This is a genomic window from Chitinophaga niabensis, assembly GCF_039545795.1.
In the GTDB taxonomy this organism is placed as follows: domain Bacteria; phylum Bacteroidota; class Bacteroidia; order Chitinophagales; family Chitinophagaceae; genus Chitinophaga; species Chitinophaga niabensis_B.
The window spans coordinates 314,265-338,116 of sequence record NZ_CP154260.1 but is presented as its reverse complement, the minus strand read 5'-3'; the positions used below and the strand labels follow the sequence as shown (position 1 = coordinate 338,116).

At 44.7% G+C, this 23,852-nt stretch carries 29 protein-coding genes; 12 read left to right on the top strand and 17 right to left on the bottom strand.

Going from position 1 to position 23,852, the window contains the following annotated elements; genetic code table 11:
• The first annotated feature begins 205 nt into the window (after window positions 1–205).
• The 3 genes from AAHN97_RS01445 to AAHN97_RS01435 are packed head-to-tail and all read left to right on the top strand — an operon-like array spanning window position 206 to window position 4,167.
• Window positions 206–2,326 (top strand): PVC-type heme-binding CxxCH protein, encoded by a 2,121-nt coding sequence (locus tag AAHN97_RS01445; RefSeq protein ID WP_343305806.1) that lies wholly within the window; start codon window positions 206–208, stop codon window positions 2,324–2,326.
• A gap of 1 nt (window position 2,327) precedes the next feature.
• On the top strand, window positions 2,328–2,678 hold the full coding sequence (locus AAHN97_RS01440; protein ID WP_343305805.1) for a high-potential iron-sulfur protein: 351 nt from the start codon (window positions 2,328–2,330) through the stop codon (window positions 2,676–2,678).
• Between the two features lie 10 nt (window positions 2,679–2,688).
• Window positions 2,689–4,167, top strand: a complete 1,479-nt coding sequence (locus AAHN97_RS01435) for a hypothetical protein (protein ID WP_343305804.1) — start codon at window positions 2,689–2,691, stop codon at window positions 4,165–4,167.
• On the opposite strand, the gene AAHN97_RS01430 is transcribed toward AAHN97_RS01435, so the two are convergent.
• The 4 genes from AAHN97_RS01430 to AAHN97_RS01415 are packed head-to-tail and all read right to left on the bottom strand — an operon-like array spanning window position 4,159 to window position 8,623.
• Window positions 4,159–5,346 carry a M20 metallopeptidase family protein gene (locus AAHN97_RS01430; protein WP_343305803.1) on the bottom strand — a complete coding sequence of 396 codons (1,188 nt, stop codon included), beginning with the start codon at window positions 5,344–5,346 and terminating at the stop codon, window positions 4,159–4,161. The genes AAHN97_RS01435 and AAHN97_RS01430 overlap by 9 nt on opposite strands.
• On the bottom strand, window positions 5,346–6,356 hold the full coding sequence (locus AAHN97_RS01425; RefSeq protein ID WP_343305802.1) for a dihydrodipicolinate synthase family protein: 1,011 nt from the start codon (window positions 6,354–6,356) through the stop codon (window positions 5,346–5,348). The genes AAHN97_RS01430 and AAHN97_RS01425 overlap by 1 nt, the downstream gene beginning before the upstream one ends.
• Window positions 6,357–6,372: 16 nt before the next feature.
• On the bottom strand, window positions 6,373–7,380 hold the full coding sequence (locus AAHN97_RS01420; RefSeq protein WP_343305801.1) for an NAD-dependent epimerase/dehydratase family protein: 1,008 nt from the start codon (window positions 7,378–7,380) through the stop codon (window positions 6,373–6,375).
• Between the two features lie 10 nt (window positions 7,381–7,390).
• Window positions 7,391–8,623 carry an Nramp family divalent metal transporter gene (locus tag AAHN97_RS01415; protein ID WP_343305800.1) on the bottom strand — a complete coding sequence of 411 codons (1,233 nt, stop codon included), beginning with the start codon at window positions 8,621–8,623 and terminating at the stop codon, window positions 7,391–7,393.
• Window positions 8,624–8,812: 189 nt separating this feature from the next.
• Between AAHN97_RS01415 and AAHN97_RS01410 the strand changes: the two genes are divergently transcribed.
• Window positions 8,813–9,070: a helix-turn-helix transcriptional regulator gene (locus AAHN97_RS01410; RefSeq protein ID WP_343305799.1), complete on the top strand. Its 258-nt coding sequence runs from the start codon at window positions 8,813–8,815 to the stop codon at window positions 9,068–9,070.
• A 242-nt stretch (window positions 9,071–9,312) separates the two neighbouring features.
• Here the strand turns inward: AAHN97_RS01410 and AAHN97_RS01405 are convergent, their stop codons facing one another.
• The 7 genes from AAHN97_RS01405 to AAHN97_RS01375 all read right to left on the bottom strand — a co-directional run bounded on the left by AAHN97_RS01405 (window position 9,313) and on the right by AAHN97_RS01375 (window position 14,354).
• Window positions 9,313–9,510, bottom strand: a complete 198-nt coding sequence (locus AAHN97_RS01405) for a hypothetical protein (protein ID WP_343305798.1) — start codon at window positions 9,508–9,510, stop codon at window positions 9,313–9,315.
• Window positions 9,511–9,737: 227 nt separating this feature from the next.
• Window positions 9,738–10,205 (bottom strand): Hsp20/alpha crystallin family protein, encoded by a 468-nt coding sequence (locus tag AAHN97_RS01400; RefSeq protein WP_343305797.1) that lies wholly within the window; start codon window positions 10,203–10,205, stop codon window positions 9,738–9,740.
• A 30-nt stretch (window positions 10,206–10,235) separates the two neighbouring features.
• Entirely contained in the window at window positions 10,236–11,864 is a 1,629-nt protein-coding gene (gene groL, locus AAHN97_RS01395; RefSeq protein ID WP_343305796.1) for a chaperonin GroEL, read from the bottom strand.
• A 45-nt stretch (window positions 11,865–11,909) separates the two neighbouring features.
• Complete coding sequence (locus AAHN97_RS01390; protein ID WP_343305795.1) at window positions 11,910–12,191, bottom strand: co-chaperone GroES; 282 nt, start codon at window positions 12,189–12,191, stop codon at window positions 11,910–11,912.
• Window positions 12,192–12,425: 234 nt separating this feature from the next.
• Window positions 12,426–13,565 (bottom strand): cellulase family glycosylhydrolase, encoded by a 1,140-nt coding sequence (locus tag AAHN97_RS01385; protein WP_343305794.1) that lies wholly within the window; start codon window positions 13,563–13,565, stop codon window positions 12,426–12,428.
• Window positions 13,566–13,642: 77 nt separating this feature from the next.
• Entirely contained in the window at window positions 13,643–14,065 is a 423-nt protein-coding gene (locus AAHN97_RS01380) for a secondary thiamine-phosphate synthase enzyme YjbQ (RefSeq protein ID WP_343305793.1), read from the bottom strand.
• Window positions 14,066–14,078: 13 nt separating this feature from the next.
• Window positions 14,079–14,354, bottom strand: coding sequence for a hypothetical protein (locus AAHN97_RS01375; RefSeq protein WP_343305792.1), 276 nt, complete (start codon window positions 14,352–14,354; stop codon window positions 14,079–14,081).
• Between the two features lie 116 nt (window positions 14,355–14,470).
• Here AAHN97_RS01375 and AAHN97_RS01370 point away from each other — a divergent pair, with 116 nt between their 5' ends.
• Window positions 14,471–14,830 (top strand): hypothetical protein, encoded by a 360-nt coding sequence (locus AAHN97_RS01370; protein WP_343305791.1) that lies wholly within the window; start codon window positions 14,471–14,473, stop codon window positions 14,828–14,830.
• Between the two features lie 43 nt (window positions 14,831–14,873).
• Here AAHN97_RS01370 and AAHN97_RS01365 read toward each other — a convergent pair whose 3' ends face one another.
• Window positions 14,874–15,269 carry a c-type cytochrome gene (locus AAHN97_RS01365; RefSeq protein WP_343305790.1) on the bottom strand — a complete coding sequence of 132 codons (396 nt, stop codon included), beginning with the start codon at window positions 15,267–15,269 and terminating at the stop codon, window positions 14,874–14,876.
• A gap of 119 nt (window positions 15,270–15,388) precedes the next feature.
• Between AAHN97_RS01365 and AAHN97_RS01360 the strand changes: the two genes are divergently transcribed.
• The gene (locus AAHN97_RS01360; RefSeq protein ID WP_343305789.1) at window positions 15,389–15,757 is read left to right on the top strand and encodes a DUF2809 domain-containing protein; all 369 of its coding nucleotides are present in this window, start codon (window positions 15,389–15,391) and stop codon (window positions 15,755–15,757) included.
• On the opposite strand, the gene AAHN97_RS01355 is transcribed toward AAHN97_RS01360, so the two are convergent.
• Entirely contained in the window at window positions 15,752–16,186 is a 435-nt protein-coding gene (locus tag AAHN97_RS01355; protein WP_343305788.1) for an SRPBCC family protein, read from the bottom strand. The two genes, AAHN97_RS01360 and AAHN97_RS01355, sit on opposite strands and share 6 nt — an antisense overlap.
• 140 nt (window positions 16,187–16,326) lie before the next feature.
• Here AAHN97_RS01355 and AAHN97_RS01350 point away from each other — a divergent pair, with 140 nt between their 5' ends.
• Window positions 16,327–17,706 (top strand): hypothetical protein, encoded by a 1,380-nt coding sequence (locus AAHN97_RS01350; RefSeq protein ID WP_343305787.1) that lies wholly within the window; start codon window positions 16,327–16,329, stop codon window positions 17,704–17,706.
• Between the two features lie 55 nt (window positions 17,707–17,761).
• On the opposite strand, the gene AAHN97_RS01345 is transcribed toward AAHN97_RS01350, so the two are convergent.
• The 3 genes from AAHN97_RS01345 to AAHN97_RS01335 all read right to left on the bottom strand — a co-directional run bounded on the left by AAHN97_RS01345 (window position 17,762) and on the right by AAHN97_RS01335 (window position 19,604).
• Complete coding sequence (locus tag AAHN97_RS01345) at window positions 17,762–18,127, bottom strand: hypothetical protein (RefSeq protein WP_343305786.1); 366 nt, start codon at window positions 18,125–18,127, stop codon at window positions 17,762–17,764.
• 61 nt (window positions 18,128–18,188) lie between these two features.
• On the bottom strand, window positions 18,189–18,974 hold the full coding sequence (locus tag AAHN97_RS01340) for an alpha/beta fold hydrolase (protein WP_343305785.1): 786 nt from the start codon (window positions 18,972–18,974) through the stop codon (window positions 18,189–18,191).
• Between the two features lie 63 nt (window positions 18,975–19,037).
• Window positions 19,038–19,604, bottom strand: coding sequence for a Crp/Fnr family transcriptional regulator (locus AAHN97_RS01335; protein ID WP_343305784.1), 567 nt, complete (start codon window positions 19,602–19,604; stop codon window positions 19,038–19,040).
• Between the two features lie 65 nt (window positions 19,605–19,669).
• On the opposite strand from AAHN97_RS01335, the gene AAHN97_RS01330 reads away from it, so the two are divergent.
• Window positions 19,670–20,251, top strand: a complete 582-nt coding sequence (locus tag AAHN97_RS01330) for a TIGR00730 family Rossman fold protein (protein WP_343305782.1) — start codon at window positions 19,670–19,672, stop codon at window positions 20,249–20,251.
• A 5-nt stretch (window positions 20,252–20,256) separates the two neighbouring features.
• Here AAHN97_RS01330 and AAHN97_RS01325 read toward each other — a convergent pair whose 3' ends face one another.
• Window positions 20,257–21,639 carry a B12-binding domain-containing radical SAM protein gene (locus AAHN97_RS01325; RefSeq protein WP_343305781.1) on the bottom strand — a complete coding sequence of 461 codons (1,383 nt, stop codon included), beginning with the start codon at window positions 21,637–21,639 and terminating at the stop codon, window positions 20,257–20,259.
• A 148-nt stretch (window positions 21,640–21,787) separates the two neighbouring features.
• On the opposite strand from AAHN97_RS01325, the gene AAHN97_RS01320 reads away from it, so the two are divergent.
• The 4 genes from AAHN97_RS01320 to AAHN97_RS01305 all read left to right on the top strand — a co-directional run bounded on the left by AAHN97_RS01320 (window position 21,788) and on the right by AAHN97_RS01305 (window position 23,851).
• Complete coding sequence (locus tag AAHN97_RS01320) at window positions 21,788–22,198, top strand: hypothetical protein (RefSeq protein ID WP_343305780.1); 411 nt, start codon at window positions 21,788–21,790, stop codon at window positions 22,196–22,198.
• Window positions 22,195–22,401, top strand: coding sequence for a helix-turn-helix transcriptional regulator (locus AAHN97_RS01315; protein ID WP_343305779.1), 207 nt, complete (start codon window positions 22,195–22,197; stop codon window positions 22,399–22,401). Before AAHN97_RS01320 ends, AAHN97_RS01315 begins: the two co-directional genes overlap by 4 nt.
• A 199-nt stretch (window positions 22,402–22,600) precedes the next feature.
• Window positions 22,601–23,416, top strand: a complete 816-nt coding sequence (locus AAHN97_RS01310) for a helix-turn-helix domain-containing protein (RefSeq protein ID WP_343305778.1) — start codon at window positions 22,601–22,603, stop codon at window positions 23,414–23,416.
• A 66-nt stretch (window positions 23,417–23,482) separates the two neighbouring features.
• Window positions 23,483–23,851, top strand: coding sequence for a VOC family protein (locus AAHN97_RS01305; protein WP_343305777.1), 369 nt, complete (start codon window positions 23,483–23,485; stop codon window positions 23,849–23,851).
• Window position 23,852: the final 1 nt, after the last annotated feature.

Sequence of the window (23,852 nt, the reverse complement as noted above, 5' to 3'; positions counted from 1 at the left end):
ATATGATTATCCAAGCCGCCATCCCATAAATATTTTCAATTTTGAAGGGTGGACGCTACCTAGTGTTGAAAATTTAGCTATATATTCGTGTACGTTAACGGAGTTGAACAAATCTAGATGTAATAAGTTTTAAAAGCAAGCATTTTTTGCTGCGGTAAAAAAAATAATACTGTTCGATCAATCAAATTCACAAACTCAATTCATAATGCGGAATACGTTCACACTTCTCTTCGCTGCGCTGCTGATCACACTCGTTGGTTGCAAAAACAAAGAAAAATATCCCGGCCCGCTTACACCGGAAAAGGCCCTGGAAAGTATCCAGGTGATTGAGGGCTTAAAAGTGGAGCTGTTTGCAGCGGAACCACTTGTTACCGATCCCGTATCCATGGAATTTGATGAAGACGGCAATTGCTACGTGGTAGTGATGTCCGACTATCCCAACAAACCAGAACCGGGTAAAGAAAAAGGGCATATCCGTGTGCTCCGTGATACAGATGGCGATGGTAAGGCAGACACTTCTATTGTTTTTGCAGGCAAGTTATCTGAAGGCACCAGCATTCTGCCCTGGAAAGGCGGTTTACTTGTAACTGCCGCACCGGAGATACTATACATGAAAGATACTACGGGAGACTTTGTAGCAGACACCCGCGAAGTACTCTTCAGCGGTTTCTTCAAAGACAATCCTGAAACACAGATCACCAACCTACGCTTTGGCGTTGATAACTGGATATATGCCAATAACAGGGGACAAGACGGTAACGTTACCTACAAAGAGAAACCCGGTACTCCTCCCCTTTCCGTAAAGGGAGCTGACTTCAGGTTCCGCCTGGACCGCGGTCTTTTTGAACTCGAAACAGGCCCCGGTCAATTTGGCCAGGCGCTGGATGATTACCGCAACCGTTTTGTAACAGAAAACTCCATTCACATTCAGCAGATCCTGATCCCATGGCGGTACACCCACCGGCATGCTTTCCTTCCTTCCACCCGTTCCATCAAAAACATTTCCGATCATGAGCCTATCATGTTCCAGGAATCTGCCACGCCCTGGTGGAGAGCAGAAAGGACCAAGAGAAGGAACCAGGAGTTCCAGGAGAAAAAGCTGAAACGTGTAGAATACGAAAGAGATCATTTTACCGGTGCATCCGGTGGTACATTCTATAACGGCGATGCATTGCCTAAACAATTCTACGGCAACATCTTTACCGGTGAAGTAGCCGGTAACCTTGTACACAGGGATATCCTGACATCATCACCAGACAGTGTGTACTTCATTGCAAAACGCCCTGCAGAAGAAGTAAAAAGGGAATTCATCTATTCCAAAGACAACTGGTTCCGCCCCGTTAACTTCTCCGTTGGCCCTGATGGGTATCTTTATGTATTAGATTACTACCGCCAGCATATTGAAACCCCTGTATCCATCCCTGATGATCTGAAAGCAGATATGGATTTCTATGCCGGGTCAGACAAAGGCCGCATCTACCGGGTAATGCCTGCAGGCGGCACTTATAAAAAAGCAACACCCGTTTTGAGCAAAGCCAGCAGCGACAGCCTGGTACAACTTTTCAGTCATCCCAACCAGTGGTATGCATCACAGGCACACCGCCTACTGGTAGAAAGACAGGATAAAACAGTGATCCCTGCCTTACAAAAAGTTTTCCGTGAAAGCGCTGATCCGCGGGCACGTTTGCATGCATTGTATGTACTGGAAGCGTATGATGCGCTGAATGCCGGCATTGTGAAAGAAGCACTGGCAGACAGTTCCAATGATGTAAAAGAACATGCTGTGATACTGGCTGAAAATTATACTGCCTTATTGCCAGAACTGCTGGCACTGGTAAAAGATGCACCTGCCAAACTTGCTTTACAGGTGGCTTTAAGCCTTGGCCAGTTCAATGCTCCACAAGTAACGCCTGCACTGGTACAAGTGATGGAACGTTTTGGATACGACAGAACCATTCAGATGGCCGTACTTAGCTCCAATGCAGGATCCACTCCTGCCACGCTGGATGCTTTATTCAAGAGCAGCCTGGCTTCCGATTCCACTAAACTGCCCAACGTTTTTGTGCATGATTGCAGTTATGTGATCGGCAACAGGAATAACAAAGCACAGCTGCAACAATTTGTTTCCCTGCTGGAGCAACCGGCTATGGTTTTCAATAAAAGACAAGCGAATGCGATAAAAGGATTGGTGAACGGATGGGAAAAATCCACTACGATTGATGCAGACCTGAAAACAAAGGTGACTGCATTAAAAGGCAAGCTGAAAAAGATCAACGGTGAAACTATTACTCAACTGAAGGAACTGGTTGCTTCTACAAAATATTGAGATGAATACGCGCAGACATTTTATCAAAAACGCTATGAGCCTGGGCGGCCTGTTATTAGGCGGGGCCTTTATATTCAGTGGTTGCGGAGATGGCCAAAAACCTGCTGCTACCAAAGATAAAAAACCAACTTCCTGCAGTGACCTTTCCGGGATCAGCGCAGAAGAGAAAGACAAAAGGAAAAAACTGGGCTATGTAGAGAAATCGCCTATCCCGGATAGCAAATGCGGCAACTGCAAATTATACCTTCCTCCCGGCAAAGATGAACATTGCGGCAGCTGCTCCCTGTTCAAAGGCCCTATAGAAGTAGAAGGATATTGTACCTATTATGCTCCTCTTACTGAAGGGGAATAACACTTACACCATGTCAACTATCAAATACTCACTGGTTTTGCTCGCATGCTGGCTGGTAGCATTTAAACCTGCTCCGCAGGTAGCTATCACCAGGGAGCGCGCAGATGAATTATTTGCCAAACTGCCTGCAGGGGATCCCTGGGTAAGGAGTCCGGACGCCAGCACCCTGGCCTGGGGCGAATCCCCTACCCTGCATGCACTGGCAGATATGTATGAAGCCACAAATGATCCGCGTTACCTTGAAATTCTGGCTCAGCGTGGCCAGAACGTACTTTCTCACCGGGACGACAGACGCCAGGTAGCAGATGGTTCCGGGAAAATAAGGCCGGGATGGAGTATGGCCTCCAAGTATGTAGTAGCAGCAGGTAAACTAAATGATGTTTTAGATATCCGTTCCACTCCCAGTGCCTATAATAATCAAACCACCGTGGAAGTGATCCCGGCCAACGAGTCATTTACCCTCGTGGTCAATAATAAATTCTTTAAAAGGAAAGAAGTATTTACAGATCTGAGCCTTAATACTTCGGACGTGCGTTTTGTTGAAAAGGTGGTTAATGATCCCATGGCACCTTATTCCTGCGCAGCCGGCGAGTATACCGATAAATCCAACCTGATCAGGGTAAAGCTGCTGAAAAAAGGAGCATTAACAGCACAGACCATTACACTGCAGCCCATTCCATTAGCATATGGAGGATACTATGGTGTGATCTATCAACCGATGTTGCGATTTGCAGAACATGTAAAAAAGGATCCGGCATTAGCGGCCCTGGTACCTGCCGCAGACAGCTTTATTGTTGCAGCCTGTGCTTCTTATGACGATATCATCAAAAGGATCTGGCGTGAAGGACCGAATAAAGGGGAAGGATATTTTCTGACCTGTGAGAAAGGAGAATCCTTCCCGGCAGATAATGTGGGAGCACCTTTCAATTTCCAGGGCAGGCAGGTATGTGCCTTGCTGGCTTTATACCGCTTAACAGGCAAACAGGTATATAAAGAGAAAGCAGAAAAGATGTGCAGGATGTTCAAGAACCGTTTACGTTATAACCAGCAAAAAGACCTGTACGAATGGAATTATTGGTTTGAACCTATGACGACTGTAGGATGGAAACCGGAAGATAACCTCTCCGCCAACGTAAAATACTTTAAACCTTATGCCATCACAGAGGATGTATCTCATGGCATACTTGATATTGCCATGATCACCCAGGCAGCAGAACAAGGAATTGTATTTGACAACACCGATCTGAAACGCTTTGCCAATACCCTCCTGGAGCATGTAATGACACCCGATGGCTGTGATATGAGAAGAAGGGTAGATGGCTTAGGGCCTGCTCACCCGGACTACTTTAACCAATTGCATGGCTGGCTGGAACTGGCGCCGGGGAATGCCAAAGTATTTCCTGTTATTAAAAAGGCTTATCTCTGCCGGGAACGGGAGTCGTTTGAATTTTGTGCGCGGTTATTAAAATGGGAAAAGAAACTACATTAAATTCCTGATGGCCACATAAGCCATCAGGCCTGGACTTAAACGAAGTGCATCTTCATCAATATTAAAACCGGGGGTATGGAGGGAAGCGGTGATATTACGATCAGCGTTTCCCACTCCCAATAAATAAAAACAAGCGGGGAGCTCTCTGCCGTAGTAAGCAAAATCCTCCGAAGCCATCCAGATATCCAGATCTATGATATTTTCCCTGCCGGCATATTCTGCTATGTAAGTGATAACATTCTCTGTGAGCCCTTCTTCATTCACCAAAGCCGGATATCCTTTAACAATATTGAGCTCACAGGTAGCCCCCATTCCTTCCACCGTTGCTTCCACCATCTTACGGATCCGCTGATGCGCTTCTTCCCGCCATTCTTCATTCATGGTACGGAAAGTTCCTTCAATATAAACAGAATCCGGGATCACATTGATAGCCCCGTCTGCAATAAAGCGACCAAAGGATAATACACTGGGAATAGAAGGGTTCGCGGCCCTGCTCACTACCTGTTGTAAAGACACAATGACCTGTGCCGCAATGGCCACAGGATCTATATTCAAATGCGGTTGTGCGCCATGCCCTCCCCTGCCGTGAATATGCAGTGTGATCTCATCCATGGAAGCCATGAACTTACCTTTTCTTATCCCGATCTTTCCTACCGGTATGGAAGGCATCACATGTTGCCCTATGGCTGCGATGGGTGCAGGGTTCTGCAAAACACCATCGCGGATCATGTGGGTGGCCCCTCCCGGTAGTTTTTCTTCTCCGGGCTGGAATAAGAGTTTGATGGTGCCGCCAAATGTATGTTTGAGCGATTGCAGGATCTTTGCAGTACCCAGTAAGGAAGCCGTATGTGCATCATGGCCGCAGGCATGCATTACACCTTTTTGCTTTGATGCATAAGGTACTTCGTTACTTTCTGTAATGGGCAATGCATCCATGTCCGCACGCAACGCTATCACTTTGGTTCCCGAAAGGTCTCCTTTTATCAGCGCCAGCACTCCTGTTTCTGCAACAGGCGTCCATTCAATACCCAGGTTGCTCAAAGCCTTTTTTACATACGCACAAGTTTCATGCTCATGAAAAGAAAGCTCCGGATTGGCATGCAGGTGCCGCCGGTCTTTTATGACATCCGGGAAAATGGATGCGGACAATTTTTTGATCTCATCTAATAACATATCCATCAATGGTCAGTTTCTAAGAATTTCTTCACAAATTCATCATCCACCAGGTGCGGGTATGCATTCATCACCCTGGTAATTTCTTCAGCCTGCCCCGGAGAAAGCTGCTCATGGGGATTCAGGCACCAGATACCTTTCATCAGGCCCTGCCTCCTCAATACTTCATGAATACCGGCAATACATCCTTTAAATGCATTTTTAGGATCAAAGATAGCCGCATTCATATCTGTTACCTCTATGCCGGTAGCCAGCAGTGTATCCAGATCTGTATGCCCCTCCCTGATCCGGCGGAACAGTTCTACAGACTTATGCGTCCAAACTGCATAATGCCCCAGCAACCCTCCAGTGAACCGTTTTTCCTTTTCGCCAAAACGGTAAGGCGTTACCAGGTCCGCCACTATATTATCATCATTACCCGTGTAAAGTATGATATCCGTATCAGCAATAGCCCTTACCACATCCAGGGTCTGGTAGCGGTTGAAAGCAGCCACTTTAATGGCCTGCACATTGGGGATAGCAGCAAAAGCCTTCCAGAAATCATAACTCAGCACACGGCCACCAACAGCAGGTTGCAGGTAAAATCCGAAAACGGGGATCATCTCTGCAATCACCTTTGTTCTTTCAATTAATTCCTGCTCCGTGGCATTCTGCAAACCACCCATGCTCAACAGGCCCAAATCGTACCCGTATTTCAAAGCCAGTTCCGCATCTTTCACTGCACTTTCCAATGGGCCGCAGATCCCGGCAACTTTAATGAGGGGCTTATCTCCCACCTCTTCCGCAGCCATCCTTAATACCGGTTCAAGATAGTTAAATTCCGGCTGACGGACTTCAAATTGCGTAGTGTGTACCCCTACAGCAATACCATCCACCCCACTGGCCATATAATACCTGGTGAGCCTGCGCTGGCTTTTTTCATCTATAGAAAGATCTTCATTCAGCGCCAGCGGATGTGCCGGGATGAAAGCGCCTTTTTGCACCAGGGCTTTGATATGTTCTTTTAATTGTGCCATAATTAATTATTCCTTGTTAGAAATTTCCTTCCCTCTCCTGGAAATGCGTTGGTTTATTCAAAGTTTTACCGCCGGTTACCACCCATTCAGCAATGAGGTCTATCATTTGCTTGAGCGTTACCTGCGGATAACCGAAGAGTTTGAAACATTCTGCTGAATTGCTCAGCAATGCATCCGGCTGTTCCTCATTCGCCAGGATGGGCTGTTTATTGAGCCTCTTGCCAAATTCAGCCGCCAGCCAGCGAACGGGTACTGTTTCCGGGCCTGATACATTCAGCAACTTTGCAGGGGTGGAACAATGCAGTAATGCGCGGATAGCGATCTCATTCGCATCGCCCTGCCAGATCACATTCACATGGCCCATGCGCAGATCAATCTCCCGTTGTTCATTCACGGCTTTTGCTATTTCCAGCAGTACACCGTAACTCACATCATTTGCATAATTGAGCCGGTAGATACATAAAGGTGTTCCGTACAGAGAAGAGAAATACTGGAACATTCTTTCCCTGCCCAGGCAGGATTGGGCATATTCGCCTAAGGGAGCAGCAGGATCCTCTTCCGTCATTCCGCCTTTTATTACAGGGGAGAGCGGGTAAACGTTGCCGGTGGAGAAAGCCACTATCCTGGAATCCCTGTATTTTTCTGCTACTCTTCCGGGCAGGTAAGTGTTCATTGCCCAAGTGTAGGATTCTTTGCCCGTGGTGCCGAATTTCTGGCCTGCGAGGTAGATCACGTTTTTTGCAGTGGGGAGGTTTTGTAATTCTTCATCATTCAACAGATTGGCCGCGATGGTTTTAATGCCTAAACCGTTTAGTTCTGCCTGCAATCCATTCTCTGAGAAACGCGAGATACCGATAATCCTTTTATTGATGCCGGCTTTATTTACAGCCGCTTTTGCCAGCTTGGCCATAGCAGGGCCCATTTTGCCGCCAACGCCTAACAAAATGATATCTCCTTCTATTTTGGCGATATCATTCACCAATGCATCTGAAGGCGCTAACATGGCCTGATAGATCTTTTCCATTATTGCTGTTTTATTTCAAAAAGATGTCTTTAAAATTGATGATGGCCAGTGCGAGGATAACCAGTAAACCTAATGCACCGGCTACTTTTACGAAGGCACTGTTCTTGTCCTTCCCCATGATCTTTTCATCATTAGCGATGAGGTACATAGCAATCCCTACTACGGGCACAACGAAAATTGTTACACTTTGTGCAAACACTATCAGCTCCAGCGGCAGCTTTCCGAATGCGATTGCGATTATGGCCCCGGCCAGCATTACCAGTGCTATGAAGAAGCGGATGCTCTTTGCACTGAAATTGTTGCCGTAGCCTAAGGCATCACCTAATAAAAGCCCGCCTACTCCTGCATTACCGATAATAGAAGAGAAAGAGGCGCCAAATAAACCAATCAGGAATAAACCGGAGGCGTAACTACCAAAAAGTGGTTCCAGGGCCAGGGACATATCCGATGCTGTATTTACCGTTATATTCCTGGGATGCAGGATAGCTGCAGCACAGATCAAAACGATGGCGCTCATGAAACCCAGGATGATGATACCGGTGACGCTGTCGCTTCTTCTCCTGGGCTCCGCCTGGTTTGGCTGCAGCCCACGGATCCGTCTTCTTTCCTGTACCAAGTAAGATTGGTAGAATGCCCCTACGATAGAAAAGCAGGAAGCCATAAAGGCGATCACGAGGCCCTGTGAGCCTTCCGGTATGGAAGGAATGAAACCAGCGGCTGTTTGCTGCAGATCAGGGTTGATCATAAAAACGGTTACAATAAAAGACAGTAACATCAATCCTATCAAGGCAATCATCAGCCATTCCAATACTTTATAGAAGGCCCTGAAGAAGAGGAGTGCAATGCTTATAATATTAAAGGCAATGATCCATGGCGTGGTAGAAGTGTGTGTTAATTCAGCCATGGCAACTCCTACTCCAACTGAATTCCCTGCCTGGAAGGAGGTACAGACCAGGAAAACACCTATACCAATAATGATCCCCACTCCTTTTCCCCAACGTGCTTTAATGCTGCTCAAAAGAGATTGTTGCGTAGCATATCCAATACGGGCAGACATGTTGGTGAAGATCACCATAAAGAAGATGGCTACCGCAATGATCCATAATAGATCAAAGCCGTAGTTGGCACCTAATTTAGAGGTGATAGTCATTTTACTGGGCCCGAAAACAAGCGCGGCGATGATTAATCCAGGGCCGAGGCCTTTGAGCCAGGAGAGGATGTTTGATTGTTTCTGATCTGCCATATTTTAAGAAATGATGGGTGGAATGAAGATTTCGGTAACGTACCCGAAAATACTCATTTAAATGAATTATTTATAGGAAAGTGGGGAAGTGGTAAAGTTTTTTTGGGGGAATTTAAATCATAATATATGATTGAAAAAACACCAGCAATTATATTAACACACAAATGATAGCATTTATACACTTATCGTATGTTTTCCCTTCAAGAAGTGATAATTTTCATCTCTTTATATTTGTGCCATCATGCCTATAAGCACCGCAGATATAATCGTATAAAAGCAATGCTTGCCTTAAAACATAGGACTGCTAAGGAATTAGCCCATTATTTACAGATCGCCCCGCAAACCGTATCTTACTGGGCTACAAACTCCCGCCAGCCACACCTGGACGAGTTGTTTGCTATTGCAGAGTTTTTGAAAGTTGGCCCTTGCGAGTTGTTGGAGATTTAGATACCAGAGATTCTTTGCCTAAGCCTTAAAAAAGGTTCTTCCACTGTTTTGTATAAAATAAATGCAGCCAGAATAGTTCCTGCCCAACATAACAGGAACATCAGTTCCCCTTTAGGTTCAATACCCATTTTTGCAAACAATGGCTGTATCACGTGCTGAATGAGGTAGTGGGTTTTGGATGGGCGGGAGTAGACCCCGGCGTTTTGTTCCAGCGCAAGAATTATTTCCTTAAAGCGCTTGTATTACTCTTTTAGGTTGAACAGCTTAAATACTTCCCTGGTGATGATGCGGCAATTCTCCGTCAATTCATTTAATGTGCAGCCGATTATTTTTACGTTGAGCGGTAATTCATCACGCGATTCAATCAATCCTATAGAGAGTACCTGGGATTCATCAATATCCGGTTTGCCTTTCAGGGTATTAAACAATGTATATGCCATCTGCCTGTCAGTTCCTAAATAAAATCTGCCAAAAGTTTCCAGTCCATTTAGGGTTCTGATATAAAGTACAATGCAAAAAGTATTCTTCATAAACCGGTCATTGATGTGTAGCACAAAGGTAAGAAGCTGCGCTTACCGGCGGCAGGATGTTAAGGCCGATGGCACATGCCGCGGGAAAACATAAGATCAGCAAAGGAGGGCAAGCCCTCCTTTGCTGTAAATAAGCATTAGCTGATCTCAATAACACGCGACAGCTGCTGCGCTTTTTGGCTTTTGGGAAGTGTCAGGTACAAGATCCCGTTTTCGTACCTGGCAGAGATACCTCCGGCCTCAATGGAATCATCAATGGTAAAGTCACGGCTGAAAAACATTTTCTTAAATTCCTGTTTGATCCAGCCATTGTTTGTGTTCTCTTCTTTTTTCTCCTGTTCCTGCCCGCCGGAAACAGTAAGGGTGTTGCCTGCAAGATTGAGATGAAAATCCTGTTTTTGGAAACCGGGAGCCAAAATTTCCAGCTCAAAACTTTTTTCTGTTTCCCGGATGTTCACAGGGGCCTGATTCCGTTGTATCTTACCATTGAAACCCCAGAAATCGTCATCTAAAAAATGGGACAGGTTGCTTTGGAAGACCTGATCAATAACACTTCCAAAGATGGCCGGTTGGCGGCCGTTTTCTTTTTTAACCATGTTAGTCATATTTCCTCCTTTTTTATTAAGAGATGTTTTTTAATAGTCCATTCCGCCCATACCTGCAGGTGCTGCGGAGCTGGTTTCTTTCTTAGGCGTGTCTGCCACCACACATTCTGTTGTTAACAGCATGCCGGCTATTGAAGCTGCATTTTCAAGTGCAATGCGTGTAACCTTGGCCGGATCAATAACACCTGTTTCCAGCAAAGGCTCATATTGTTCTGTACGCGCATTGAAGCCATAATCGCCGGAACCTTCTTTTATTTTCTGTACCACCACGCTGCCTTCGATGCCACAGTTGTGAACGATCTGGCGCAGCGGTTCCTCAATGGCACGTTTAACAAGGTTAATGCCTGTATTCTCATCTTCATTCACTCCTTTCAGATCCTGCAGCGAGGCAATTGCACGTACGTAAGCAACACCGCCGCCTGGCACAATCCCCTCTTCAACTGCTGCACGGGTAGCATGCAATGCATCATCCACACGGTCTTTCTTTTCCTTCATTTCTACTTCCGTTGCTGCGCCAACATATAATACGGCCACGCCTCCACTGAGTTTGGCCAGTCTTTCCTGCAGCTTTTCCTTATCATAGTCTGAAGTGACCCCGGTCAACTGGGCCTTGATCTCATTTACCCTGGCGGTGATATTTTCTTTGGTACCAGCGCCGCCTACAATGGTTGTATTGTCTTTTGTAATGACCACTGATTCTGCAGAGCCCAGGTGGCTGAGTTCCACGTTCTCCAGTTTGTAGCCCTGTTCTTCGCTGATCACTATACCATTGGTAAGAACGGCAATATCCTGCAGCATCTCCTTCCTTCTGTCACCAAAACCGGGTGCCTTCACCGCTGCGATCTTAAGTGTTCCCCGAAGTTTATTAACTACAAGTGTGGCCAGGGCTTCTCCTTCAAGATCTTCCGCAATGATCATCAATGGCCTTCCGCTCTGTGCTGTTTTCTCAAGGATATGGATGATATCCTTCATCACAGTGATCTTTTTATCGCAGATGAGGATATAAGGGGCCTCCAGCTCCGTCTGCATTTTTTCTGAATTGGTAACAAAATATGCAGAAAGGTATCCACGGTCGAATTGCATACCTTCTACTACCTGTACCGTGGTATCCGTTCCTTTTGCTTCTTCTACGGTTATTACGCCATCTTTACTTACTTTCTCAAATGCTTCCGCAATCAGGTTCCCGATATTCTCATCGTTATTGGCAGAAATAGCCGCCACCTGCCGGATCTTTTGAGCACTGCTGCCTACGGGCTGCGCCTGTTCTTTCAGGTTGGCCACAACAGCAGCTACACCTTTATCAATTCCCCGTTTCAGGTCCATAGGGTTAGCGCCGGCTGCCACATTTTTCAATCCTTCGCCGATAAGCACCTGTGCCAGCACGGTAGCTGTGGTAGTTCCGTCTCCCGCGATGTCTGCAGTTTTGGAAGCCACTTCCTTCACCATTTGAGCGCCGATGTTTTCAATAGGATCGTCCAGCTCAATCTCTTTTGCCACACTTACGCCGTCCTTGGTGATATTAGAGGCGCCGAATTTCTTTTCCAGTACAACATTCCGACCTTTTGGGCCCAGTGTGACTTTTACGGCGTTGGCCAGGGTGTCCACGCCTTTTTTCATTTTGTTCCTTGCTTCAATGTCAAAGAAAATTTGCTTTGCCATAGGAGTTTAATTTTTTGTTTGAAATAAAATCTGACAAGGCTGTCATCAAATGATAGCGAGTATATCAGACTCGCGCATAATAAGCAGGTCTTCATCGCCGATGCGTACCTCTGTGCCTGCATATTTCCCATAGAGTACCATGTCACCGGCTTTTACAGTCACCGGCTCGTCTTTTTTGCCGGGGCCTGCGGCAACGATCACGCCACGCTGTGGCTTTTCCTTTGCGGTATCCGGAATGATAATGCCGCCGCTGGTTTTCTCTTCTGCCTGGGAGGGTTTAACAATCACCCTGTCGTGTAGTGGAGTAGCTGTTAGGTTGTTTGCCATTGTTGTATGATTTTGAATTTATTAGATACAAAGTCATATATGGTAATCACAATCTTAGAAGCCAAGATTGTTTTTTTTCGCTTTTCAACTTGTATGCCAATTACATTTTGTCAGATTTTTTTGAAAAACTGACATTGAAGGAGGGAAAGGGGCTTGAAAATTTGACAGTTTTTTGCAGGTTTTACCTGTGCCAATAGTGTATTTTTTTAACGCTTGCTTACTGCTGTTCAGGCATCAGATGGACCTTTGTAACAGGGTTAGTAATTTCCTGTCTAGTTTTTGGCCATACCAGTCTTCATATTGCACATCCGCTCTGCGGGAATTGAGCACGCCAAAATCGCCACTAAACTCCCATAATCCGAAGCCGATCTTATTACTTTGCAGGATATCCAGCACATCACCAAACCAGGCCAGGAAAACGGCATGCGGCGTTTTGTTCCAGCAACCGCATTCCCCGCAATGCACCCCTACTCCTTTTTTCACGAGATCGATCCAGGGTTGGTAATGTTTTTCCAGCATTTCACGGCTCAGGTATGCATTACCAACCTGCCCCGGCCATTTTGGTTCCGGCAGGTTTTCCGGATCTTTATTGGCCCAGGGGGCTTTGTAATGGGATATTATCCCGGGATAGTATCCCCGGCAACTCTGGGCAATATCCAGATCTACAATTTCAGGGATCACAGATGTACCTACATTATTGCCATCAGCAATGATCAGGCGGGAAGGGTTTTCTTTACGGATGGCAATTGCTGCCGCCTGTGCTACTTTACGATAAACTTCCCCTGGTACTGCACTCATCTTTGAATGCTGATCATTCATATCCTCCCGCATAGCAGGTTCATTTAAAAGATCGAAACTGATCTTCTTTTCGGATACTCCTTTAAAGCGTTTTGCCCAGTAATTCCAGTGGAAGCAAAATGCTTTCAATGCCTCTTCATCTTTCCATAAATTGTAGGGTTCATGAAACCCGGCATTGATGCAGTAACCCGGTGCGCGGTGAAGGTTCAGGCTTACATGCATATTGTAGCGATGGGCCATTACTACCAGTTTTTCAATTTCTTCCACCCGCTGCTCATCAATATTATATACTTCCTCCGGGGTGATCTGTTTATTGCGGTCAAAAGCCAGATAACTGGGATAAGCTACGGGGATACGCACGAAGTCAAAGCCCCAGTCACGCATCCAGCGAAAGTGATCTTCCGTTGTTTTATTAGCAGTGCCGGCAGGTTTAGGTGAGAAAAAGTCAAGGAGATTAAAGCCTTTCCAATTAGGCAGTGTATTAGCAGGTAAGCCTGCTGCGAAGGCTGCTGTGCCGGCAAGGCCTGCGCCCATAGCTAATAATCCTGTGCTTTTTATAAAGGAGCGCCTTTCCATTACTGTTTATTTAACGTGAAAATTCATGCGGTAGAAAAATATACAATTTTCAGCGTTAATCAAATACCTGTAATGCGCTATGCTCCCCATGCTGTGATCACCAGTTCTCTTTCTCCTCCTGCATCCCTGTGTTCGCAAAGGTAAATGCCCTGCCAGGTGCCCAGGGCTAGCCTTCCATTATGTATGGGGATAAGCACAGAACTGCCTAACAAGGAAGCTTTAAGATGTGCAGGCATATCGTCAGATCCCTCATAGTTATGCAGGTAATCCGGATCATCTTCCGGCGCCACCTTATTGAAGTAGGTTTCAAAATCCATTCTCACTGTGGGATCTGCATTTTCATTGATGGTAAGCGAAGCAGAGGTATGCCTGATAAATACCTGGCACATGCCGGTTTTCAACTCACTGATCTGTGGTAAAGCCCTGGTGACTTCAGTAGTGATCAGGTGAAAGCCCCTGTTCCTTTGTTTCAGCCGTAATGCCTGCTGGAATATTCTCATGCTGTAAAAGTACCTACACTTTTCTAAAATCTGTTTCTCTTCCAAAGCGGTCTCTTAACCGGAAAGAGATAACCAGATCCACCTCTCCTTCAAGGATAGTAAAACCATACGTTTCCTCCCTCGTATAATTGAATAAGATTTCCAGCTGGTCTTTTAAAAACCGGTAGGTACCTTGTTTATCGGCATTGGGAGACTGCCATATAAACTTATGACCTTCCGTGCCTGGATAGAACTCGATCGTTTGATCCGAGTTTACGGACCGAAAAACTGTGCGTGTAGCGAACAACATGGATATAATATAACAAAAAAACGCGAATACCGGCCTCAGACAATAAACCAGGCCGAAGATGCGTTAAACCCACAGAGTCATTTACCATGCGTTTTCTTCTGCAGATAATAACCATATTGTTTATTACACTACTGCTGTATAGCTGTTCCGGTGGCAGAGGAGTATTTCAGCGAAAGGAACGTATTTACCAGCCTCCCAGGCTGGGTGCCGAGTACCGCTTTGAAGAAGGCCTTCGCAGGCAAAAGAATCCGCAGAACCTGTTCAGCAAAAAAGAAAGGAAAGATATGGAGAAGATGGGGCTTGGCATGAACTCCAGGCAGCAGGAACGCTCTGCACCCAATGTACGAATTACAGCTATGCAGGCTGACAGTATACTGACTGGTAAAACAAGAGATACTACCCGTATAGACAGTACACAAACCGTACCCATTGATACTACCCTCAGGCAGCCGGCAGATACTGCCCGGCAGCAATAGATTAATGTAAAAGCCCATCGTTGGATGGGCTTTTTAGATAAGATCATTTTACCACTTCCGGGCCAGTAAGCGGTTCATCACTTCCGTGATGGCAGGTATAACATGTAACCGCTACTGCTTCATGACTTTTAAAATACTTTTTATTCAGACGTGCAGTCATCCGCATCATATCACGGGCTATCTTTTTGTGGTGATTATCATCGCTGGCAAAGTCGAGTTTCTTAGGATCATCTTTGCGGGGTGCATGGCAAAAATTACATTTTACGCCCAGTGCATCCTTAAATTCCTTCATCACTCTTTCGAGTTCTTCGTGGCTGGTATCTTTAGGGAGCACCTTCAGGTTTTTGGCTTTCTCTTGCTGTTGCGGCAGCGAAAGTGAGCAAAGCGTGACGGAAAGTAACACCGCTGCCATTAGTACAATACTGTTCTTCCTTTTCATACGTACGATTTTAATTGAGTTAGTCTATTTTGATAAAAGGGGCTACGTTAATATAGTAAAAGTAATACAAGTTGTCACTTTTATATTTGAAAATTAAAGTATTACATTGAGTTAACACTATGAAACTACGTTTTAGTCCACTATATTTCAGCCTTGCCGTTCTGATATTTGTTATTGAAGTACTTATTGCGGCCTATCTCCATGATGGATTTATCCGGCCTTATGCAGGCGATTTCCTGGTAGTTATCCTGATCTACTGTTTTGTGCGCAGTTTTGTTCAGGCTCCTGTTATACCAGTGGCACTGGCTGTGCTGGCATTCTCCTATCTCGTGGAAACCTTGCAGTACTTTAACCTGGTGAAACATCTGGGACTTGAACATTCACGGATAGCCAACATTGTTATCGGTAATTATTTCACCTGGGCAGATATCATTGCTTATACGCTTGGGATTGTGTTTACGATATTCATTGAAAAGGTCAGGTCATAATAATGGTTTGTCTTCTGCTGCTTTCTTAATCTTAAAAACAGTGGTCCTCCAATAGAACTCCAGGTGTTTACGGATAACTTCTGTGGGGAAGTTTTCGATATTCAGGGTTAACTCCGTTTCTTCTCCGGCAGGCGTTAGTACAAACTCAAGAATGGTATAGTTTTCCGGGAGATCCGGTAAACGGGATACATTACTCAGGTGGCTGTAGCTTAACCTCTTCCCTTCGTCATATTGCAGTACAATACCCTTATTCTCAAACTTCGCGTGGTGAAAACCCCGGATCAGTATAGGGAAATTAACTTTCCAGTCGGTAAATATTTCTATCTGCATCTCAGGTTCCCCCATCCATTCCACCTGGGTGGTTAAAATGGACCAAACCTGCATGGGTGCTGCGTTTACTGTAACTGTCGTTGAAAACTTCTCTGCCATATTCTGAAACTATATAAATCCGCCCTGTAAATTCTCAAATTTATTCTTAAAAATGGCTAAAGTTTAACATTTCTGGCTTGATTCTCGTATAACTTTTCTCAGTTTTTGTCGTCTTATATTATGTAACAACAGCGAATCGTATGAGAATTTTACATTCATTGCCAGCCGTACTGTTCAGCTTAATGCTGACTACCGGCGTACAGGCGCAGGACGAAACGGGTTTGCCTGGGGACAACTTTAGCCTTGAAGGCGCCCTGGAGATGTTCAAAAAGGCTCAAAATCCCGAAGAATTTGAGAAAATGCTGAATACCAAAGAGAATGGCGTAAATAACCTCGATTTGAATGAGGACGGTGAGATAGATTATATCCGCGTTGTCAGTAAAAAAGATGGAAATGTACAACTCTTTGTATTACAGTCATTAGTGTCATCCTCAGAAAGTCAGGACATTGCCGTGATAGAATTGGAGAAAACAGGAAATGAACAAGCAGTGGTACAGATCGTAGGGGATGAAGATATTTATGGTGAGTCAAAGATTGTGGAACCCACTGATGATGAAGTGAGTGCATTTAATGACGCCACGATGTCAGACAGACCACATGGACCGAATGCTGCTTTTGCACCATCCGGACTGGTGGTGAATGTGTGGTTCTGGCCTTCCGTGCGTTTTGTGTTCGCACCATATTATACCATTTGGGTATCTCCCTGGAGCTGGTATCACTATCCAAGATGGTGGCGCCCCTGGAGGCCGCTGGCATGGCAAGTTTATGAGCCCATCTGCTACCGCTACAGGCCAAGATATGTGATAGTGCATAGCTATCGTATTTCACGGGCTCCGCATATCTATCGCCCGATGCGTGTTTATTCGAGGAGTGTTTATGACAGGAACCGGGTAGTGGTAACTAACTATCGCAACAATTACAGAAGTGCGCCCTCCCGCGCTAATGGGGTGGACAGGAATGTACCATCAAGACAGTTCGACCGCAATGGCGTGAACAGAAGCGCACCATCGAGACAATTTGATCGTAGCCCTGCAGTAGTAGACAGAAATACACCTTCGCGGCAGTTTGATCGTAGCCCTGATGTGGACAGAAATGTACCGTCAAGGCAGTTCGACCGAAATGGCGTGAATAGAAGCGCACCATCAAGACAATTTGATCGTAGCCCTGCTGTAGTAGACAGAAATACACCTTCGCGGCAGTTTGATCGTAACCCTGATGTGGACAGGACTGTACCGTCAAGACAGTATGATCGTTCTAATCCGGTAACCAGACCAGAAAGGCGGATAGACCGTAGTCCCGAGAACGTTACCAGTCCAAGGCCTGAATACAATCGTAACGCTGCTCCTCAACGTCAATATAACCCGGGACCACAGCGTCAGTTTGACCGCAGCCCACGTTCAGTTGACAGACCACAGCGCCAGTTCGATCGCAGCCCACGCTCCATCTCCAGACCACAGGGAGGACAATCAGCACCACAAAGGGGTGGTGAACATGGCCGGTCCGGACGTCAAAGATCTTAGTTGAACATACATATAAGGAAAGGGAACACGTCAGGCGATGTGTTCCCTTTCTTTTTTACCATTGTTGAATGATAATACAAACATCGGATTCATCCCTCAATGCAAATTCCTTCGCTCCCCAGGGCCGAAGTGTAACTTTATTGAGATTAGGATGGAGTAATTCAGGGTGCGTTGATGCTACTTTCTCATAAACCTCTTCAATATTGTTTGTCACAAGTCTAATTTCAGGTCTGTCTTTTTCAGCGTATTCCTTATTTTGAAAAAGGTTTACCCGCAGTTCATCTTTTTCAATCACGCAAAAGGGATTATCTGAGTTCAATTCGTCATAACCAATCCTGAATTCAAGGCATTCGACAAAAAGTTTGAGACCTACTTGAATGTCTGTGTAAAATACATTCGGAACGAGCCTGGTAAATTTCATTTTGAACCAATTTACAACTGATGAAATTTTATGTGTGATGAAAGATACGAATTAGCTACGTTTATTTAGGATCAAGAAACCCCGGGATCATTGCCATTAATAAATCAGTTCTTTGTGTTAGTGCAGTATGCATTGTTCCTGGTAATATGGCAAGTTGTGATGCAGGCATCGATAATTCCCCAAGGCTCCCTCCTCCCAATAACCGATACAACTCCACGGTATGCTCTGGCTGAATGATATCCGCATCACCGGCTATGATCAAAGCAGGAGCTTTGATGTTCCTGATCTCACCAGCTGACCAGTTTTGTTCCTGTTGTTCAAATGCTCTTACTTTAGCAAGGAGCTGAGGCCAGTATCCAGGTTTCGAAGCCGTATTCAGATATTCTGTTTCGTATGGACTGCCTTTTAACACAGCCTCCATGAATTCAGGGTTAAACAGGGTGGTAAGTTCCGGATGACGCCCACTGCTCTTGTAGCTAACGGAGGCCAGTATGAGCTTTCTGACAAGGTCAGGTCTGCGGATTGCCACCTGTAAAGCTACTCCTGCCCCTGTGCTATACCCGAAAAGATCTGCTTGCGGGATATTCAAAGCACCTAATAATTCAATAACGTCATCCGTAAGCTGCTCATAAGAAAGCAGGCGTTCCGGAATATCGGCGGTATGGCCATATCCCTGAAATTCAATAGCAATAACCTTTCTTTCCGTTGCAAGTAAAGGGATTAATTTTCCAAATGCAGTACCAATCCCGGAAAGCGCTCCGGGTAAAAGCAGGAGTGGTTTTCCTTCTCCATATACTTCATAATACATCTTTAGACCATTGACATCAGCATAACCTTTTATGTTCATTTGTATTCGTTTGCTTACAAAGTTCGAAACCTGCCGGCAAACAAATCTTGGTATACACCAACATCAAAATTTAACGCTGTTGAACAGCTTACTGAAATTAGTGGCATCTATGCCCAGATAAGAGGCGATGTACTTATGCGGTACAAGTTGAAGCAGGTCAGGGTTCTTCCGGCAAAATGTTTTGTACCGTTCTTCAATGGTCATGGCGCGCAATTCTATATGGAGATCGATCATCCCTGCTAACATGGCTTCCGTCATCCGCCTGAAGAGTCTTTCTATCTGTTGTGATTGATTGACCAGGTCCTGAAGATCATCAAAGGTGATGTACTCCAATTCACTGTCGGTCAAACAAACCAGGTAATATTTGGAAGGGACCTGAAAGGAGAAGGATTCAGCTATGGCGCATAGATAAGGGAAATAAGTAAAGGAAAGGGTATAGATCTTGTCATCGGCATCAAAGTAAGACATCTGCACGCCGCTTTTCACAAAGTAAAGATCCCGCTGAACCTGCCCTGGGATGGTAATGAAATCTCCCTTCTTAAACGATCTTGTTTTAAGACGATCAGTCAACAAATGATAGTCTGCTATACTGATGCTGTGGAATTGTTTAAAAAATTCATATCGCTCCATAAGATCACGTTCAGTTCTCCCAAATATATGCAAATCGTCATCCTATTTTTGGGTAAATTGGGGGTATGAAAAGTATTACTGTTTTCTGCGGCTCCAGTTTCGGTCATGACGAAATTTATAAAAGCCAGGCAATCCTGCTCGGGCAAACATTGGCGAAGAAAAAGATCCGGTTGGTTTATGGCGGAGCAAATGTTGGTTTAATGGGTGCCATTGCAGATGGTGCTTTACATGCAGGAGGAGAAGTGACGGGTGTATTGCCAAAATTCTTACAGGAAAAGGAAATTGCCCACAAACACCTGACAGAGCTGATCCTTGTGGAAAGCATGCACGAACGAAAAATAAAAATGAACGATCTGTGTGAAGGTGTAATCGCTTTACCAGGGGGTTATGGAACATTGGAAGAGCTTTTTGAAATGCTGACCTGGGCACAGCTCGGGCTCCATAAAAAACCTATAGCGCTTTTAAATATAAACGGGTATTATGATTGTTTAACAGTATTGACAAAAAGCATGGTTGACAATGGCTTTTTGAAACAGGTGAATCAGGACATGCTTTTAATTAGTGATGATATTGAGGATCTTTTAAACAAAATGTCCGCCTATAAAGCACCTGAAGTTGGTAAGTGGGTGACAAAGGAGCGTTTGTAAACCACTCAGCTTGCAGCTACCATTGTTTGTTCATGATACTGAACAGGGGCTACGGCTTTAATTACATCATTTCGTTTGCTCATATCAATAGGATAATTCCTTTTAATTCTTTTATAGCTATAGAACGAATTCATGAACAGGGACAGCAGAAATGCTCCCATTCTTAAAGTGAATGCTCCCCGCAGGATTCGCCTGAAAGCATATAAGGGTGAAAATGATTTCTTCCACAAGGCCCTATGCGCCTGCAGTAATTGCTCCTCGTTTATCTTTTTGGGGATAAAAGCAACATTATAGCCATTGTAAAAGTTCCAGTTCCTTTCACCCAGGATCCGCCCTTCCTTATTTAAGGTGGTATAAATAGGTGTTCCTCTGAATGGCGTCATGATACTAAGAAAGGGAACATCAATACCAATCTTCATCAATTGGTCTGCCATATTGATGATACTTTGTTCATCGTCATGGTCAAATCCTGCAATGAAACCGGCCATTACCGCAATACCTCTTTTCCTGATCTCCTTTACGGCGGCGCTATAGTTATCGATCTTGTTCTGCCGCTTATTGGCGTCAGCCAGGGAATCTACTCCGAAAGACTCAATCCCTAAAAATACGCCGATGCAGCCTGAGGCCTTCATTAGATCGAGCAATTCCGGATCTTTGGCAATATCCATGCTCGCCTGTGTGAGCCACCACTTTTTCAGCGGGATCATCTTTCGCAAAAGCTCCCTGATGTAGGGCCGTTTGATAGTGAGATTATCGTCCCAAAACCAGACAATTTTTCTTTGCCACCAGTAGCTGAACTTATCATAAGAGGCATCGCGTATCACATCTTCCACCGGGCGTAACCTAAAGCCGGGATTCAGGGAAGGAACTGTACAAAAGGAACAGGAGAAAGGGCAGCCCCTGGTTGCCTGTATCACCTTTTTAATAAAGAAGCGGTCCGGCAACAGGTCGTATCGCGGAGTGGGTAAGTCCTTCATATCGCAGGGACTTCCGGTATATGCCTGTTTTAACTGCCCAAGCGTAAAATCCTTGAGCAGCTCAGACCAAACGTTCTCAGCTTCCCCGGTAACAATAGCATCAAAGTAAGCGAGCGCTTCTGACTGACAGTAAGTAACATGCGGGCCTCCTGCCACTACCGTTTTTCCTCTTTTCCTAAACTCAACCGCCAGATTGTAGGCGGCCATGGCGAATCCGCTAAAAAAAGAAATAGCGATGAGATCAGCATCCGTATCGAGGTTAATCTTGTCGATCTGCTGGTGGAATACATTTACTGTATGTTCGGCAGGCGTAATGGCAGCTAAATGAATACCCGTGATGGGTGGCACGAAATCACGTTCATGCCCGAATTCATATCGTTGTACGTATGCTATGATGATGTCTATTTTCATAAACTGATATAGGTTGTTTGAAACAAATATACATATACTTTGTATTTCAAAGTGCTTTTTATCATTATTATTTACACCCGGCTTTGTGCAACAAAATTTGGAGAAATGTAATCTATACATTACTTTTAGTATTGTAAACATTACATTTATGAGTCGAAATTCTTTCCCCTATTCCTACTGGACTAAAATATTGGGGATCCTGATAATCATTGCCGGTATTATCAGTTTCTTCCTGCAACACCATAAAAAGGGAATTTATGATTTCAATGAACTAGCTGTGGGATTAAGCTGGGGATTTGTATTTATTTTCTTTTCTAAGGAAAGGACGGATGATGAAATGGTACGAAGTCTAAAATTCAAAGCGTTGGCAATAGCAGTGATTGTTGCATTTTCAATTACCCATCTATACAATTACGTCTTCCTTAATTGGCGCTTTGAGCGTGGGAAGGATGTAATTCTTTCCATCTCAGCTTACCAGTTTTTAGCGTTAACATTAATGATCGCTACTGCTTACTTTTACTACCTGAAGTATCAGATGACTTTAAATGAAGGGGAATGAAAAATCTTATAAAGGTGGAGCGGGCGAGACAGAATTTAACACAGGCAGAATTAGCTGAAAGAGTAAAAGTAGCACGGCAAACTATTATTGCGATTGAAGCAGGTAAGTTCCTTCCTTCTACGATATTAGCCTTTAAAATTGCCAAAGTACTCAATTGTAAAGCTGATGAGCTTTTTGAGCTGGAGGACCGGGATTGGCTGTAAGTATTTACCGCCATGGTAGCTTCATCCAAGCTTAATCCTTGCTTGGTGTTAGCTCCTGGAGCGGTTTAGAGCAAGGATGAAGCTAGGATGAAGCAAGGGTTAAGCTTGGATGAAGCCACCATAGCGGATTTCAGGTAGGCTGACTTTCTAATTAGCTGATAATCAAAAGAATACTATCACATTATGTTAAATAAAATCAATGATCCATCAAATATTTGAACCGAACAGCGACTTAGCGGCATTCGTCAAATGTTATTGGACATTGGAAAGCCCGAAAGAAAAAACACCTGAGAAAAACACCATTGTTCCCGATGGCTGTATGAAAATGATCTTTCATTATGGTGATCCCTACAAATATTATCCTCCAAACGGAGACAGCATCTTCTTACCAAAATGTTTTGTAATCGGGCAACTGACCGGACCATATGAAGTAGAACCCACAGGAGAAACAGGCACTTTCTTTGTTTGCTTTCACCCACATGGATTTCTGCCGTTTGCAACCTTTCCGATCAGGGAAATGGAAAACACTGCCGTCCCTTTGGAAAAACTATTTGGAAAGGACGGACGGGAAATAGCACAAAAGATCCTACATGCCAGCACAACTCCGGAAAGGATAAACCTGATCGAAACATTTCTATTCAACCGGTTAACTGATACAGAAACCATTGATCATATTGTACAATCAGCCATTGAAACCATTTTGACCGCAAACGGGCAGCTTTCCGTTGATGAACTATCCAGAAAGAACAATACCAACCGCAGACAACTGGTACGTAAATTCGCATCCTCCATTGGCCTAAGCCCGAAACAACTTTCAAAAACCATAAGGCTACAGGCAACACTCAAAATGCTGCTGAGCAGGAAAATTACCAGCCTTACCGACCTGGCTTACGAAAGCGAATACTACGACCAGGCACATTTTATTAAAGATTTCAAGGAATTCACCGGATTGACGCCTAAAGAGTTCTACGGAGATCATTTAAAGATGTCTTTGATTTTTGACAGCACTGATTAACATTGTCCCATTTTTACAATTTTAGGGTGTAAAGTCTCTGCAACTTTGCTACCTAATAATTTGACAATGGAGAACATCATCACTTTTTTTGACATCCCAGCAACAGATTTCAGCAGGGCAGTATCCTTTTACAAAGCCATTTTAGGCGTGGAAATAAACGAAACAGATATGTTTGGTACTAAAATGGGCTTCTTCCCTACTGACGGCGCAAACGTATCGGGAGCAATTGTTGAAGGTAAAGACTACAAGCCCTCCACAGATGGAGTTATTGTTTATCTAAACGGTGGCAAAGACCTACAGAACGTATTAAACAAAGTAGAAAGCAATAACGGACAAGTAATTGTTCCGAAAACGCATATCAGCCCTGAAGTTGGATATATTGCCATGTTCATTGATACTGAAGGAAACAAAATGGCACTTCATTCCCTCAACTAAA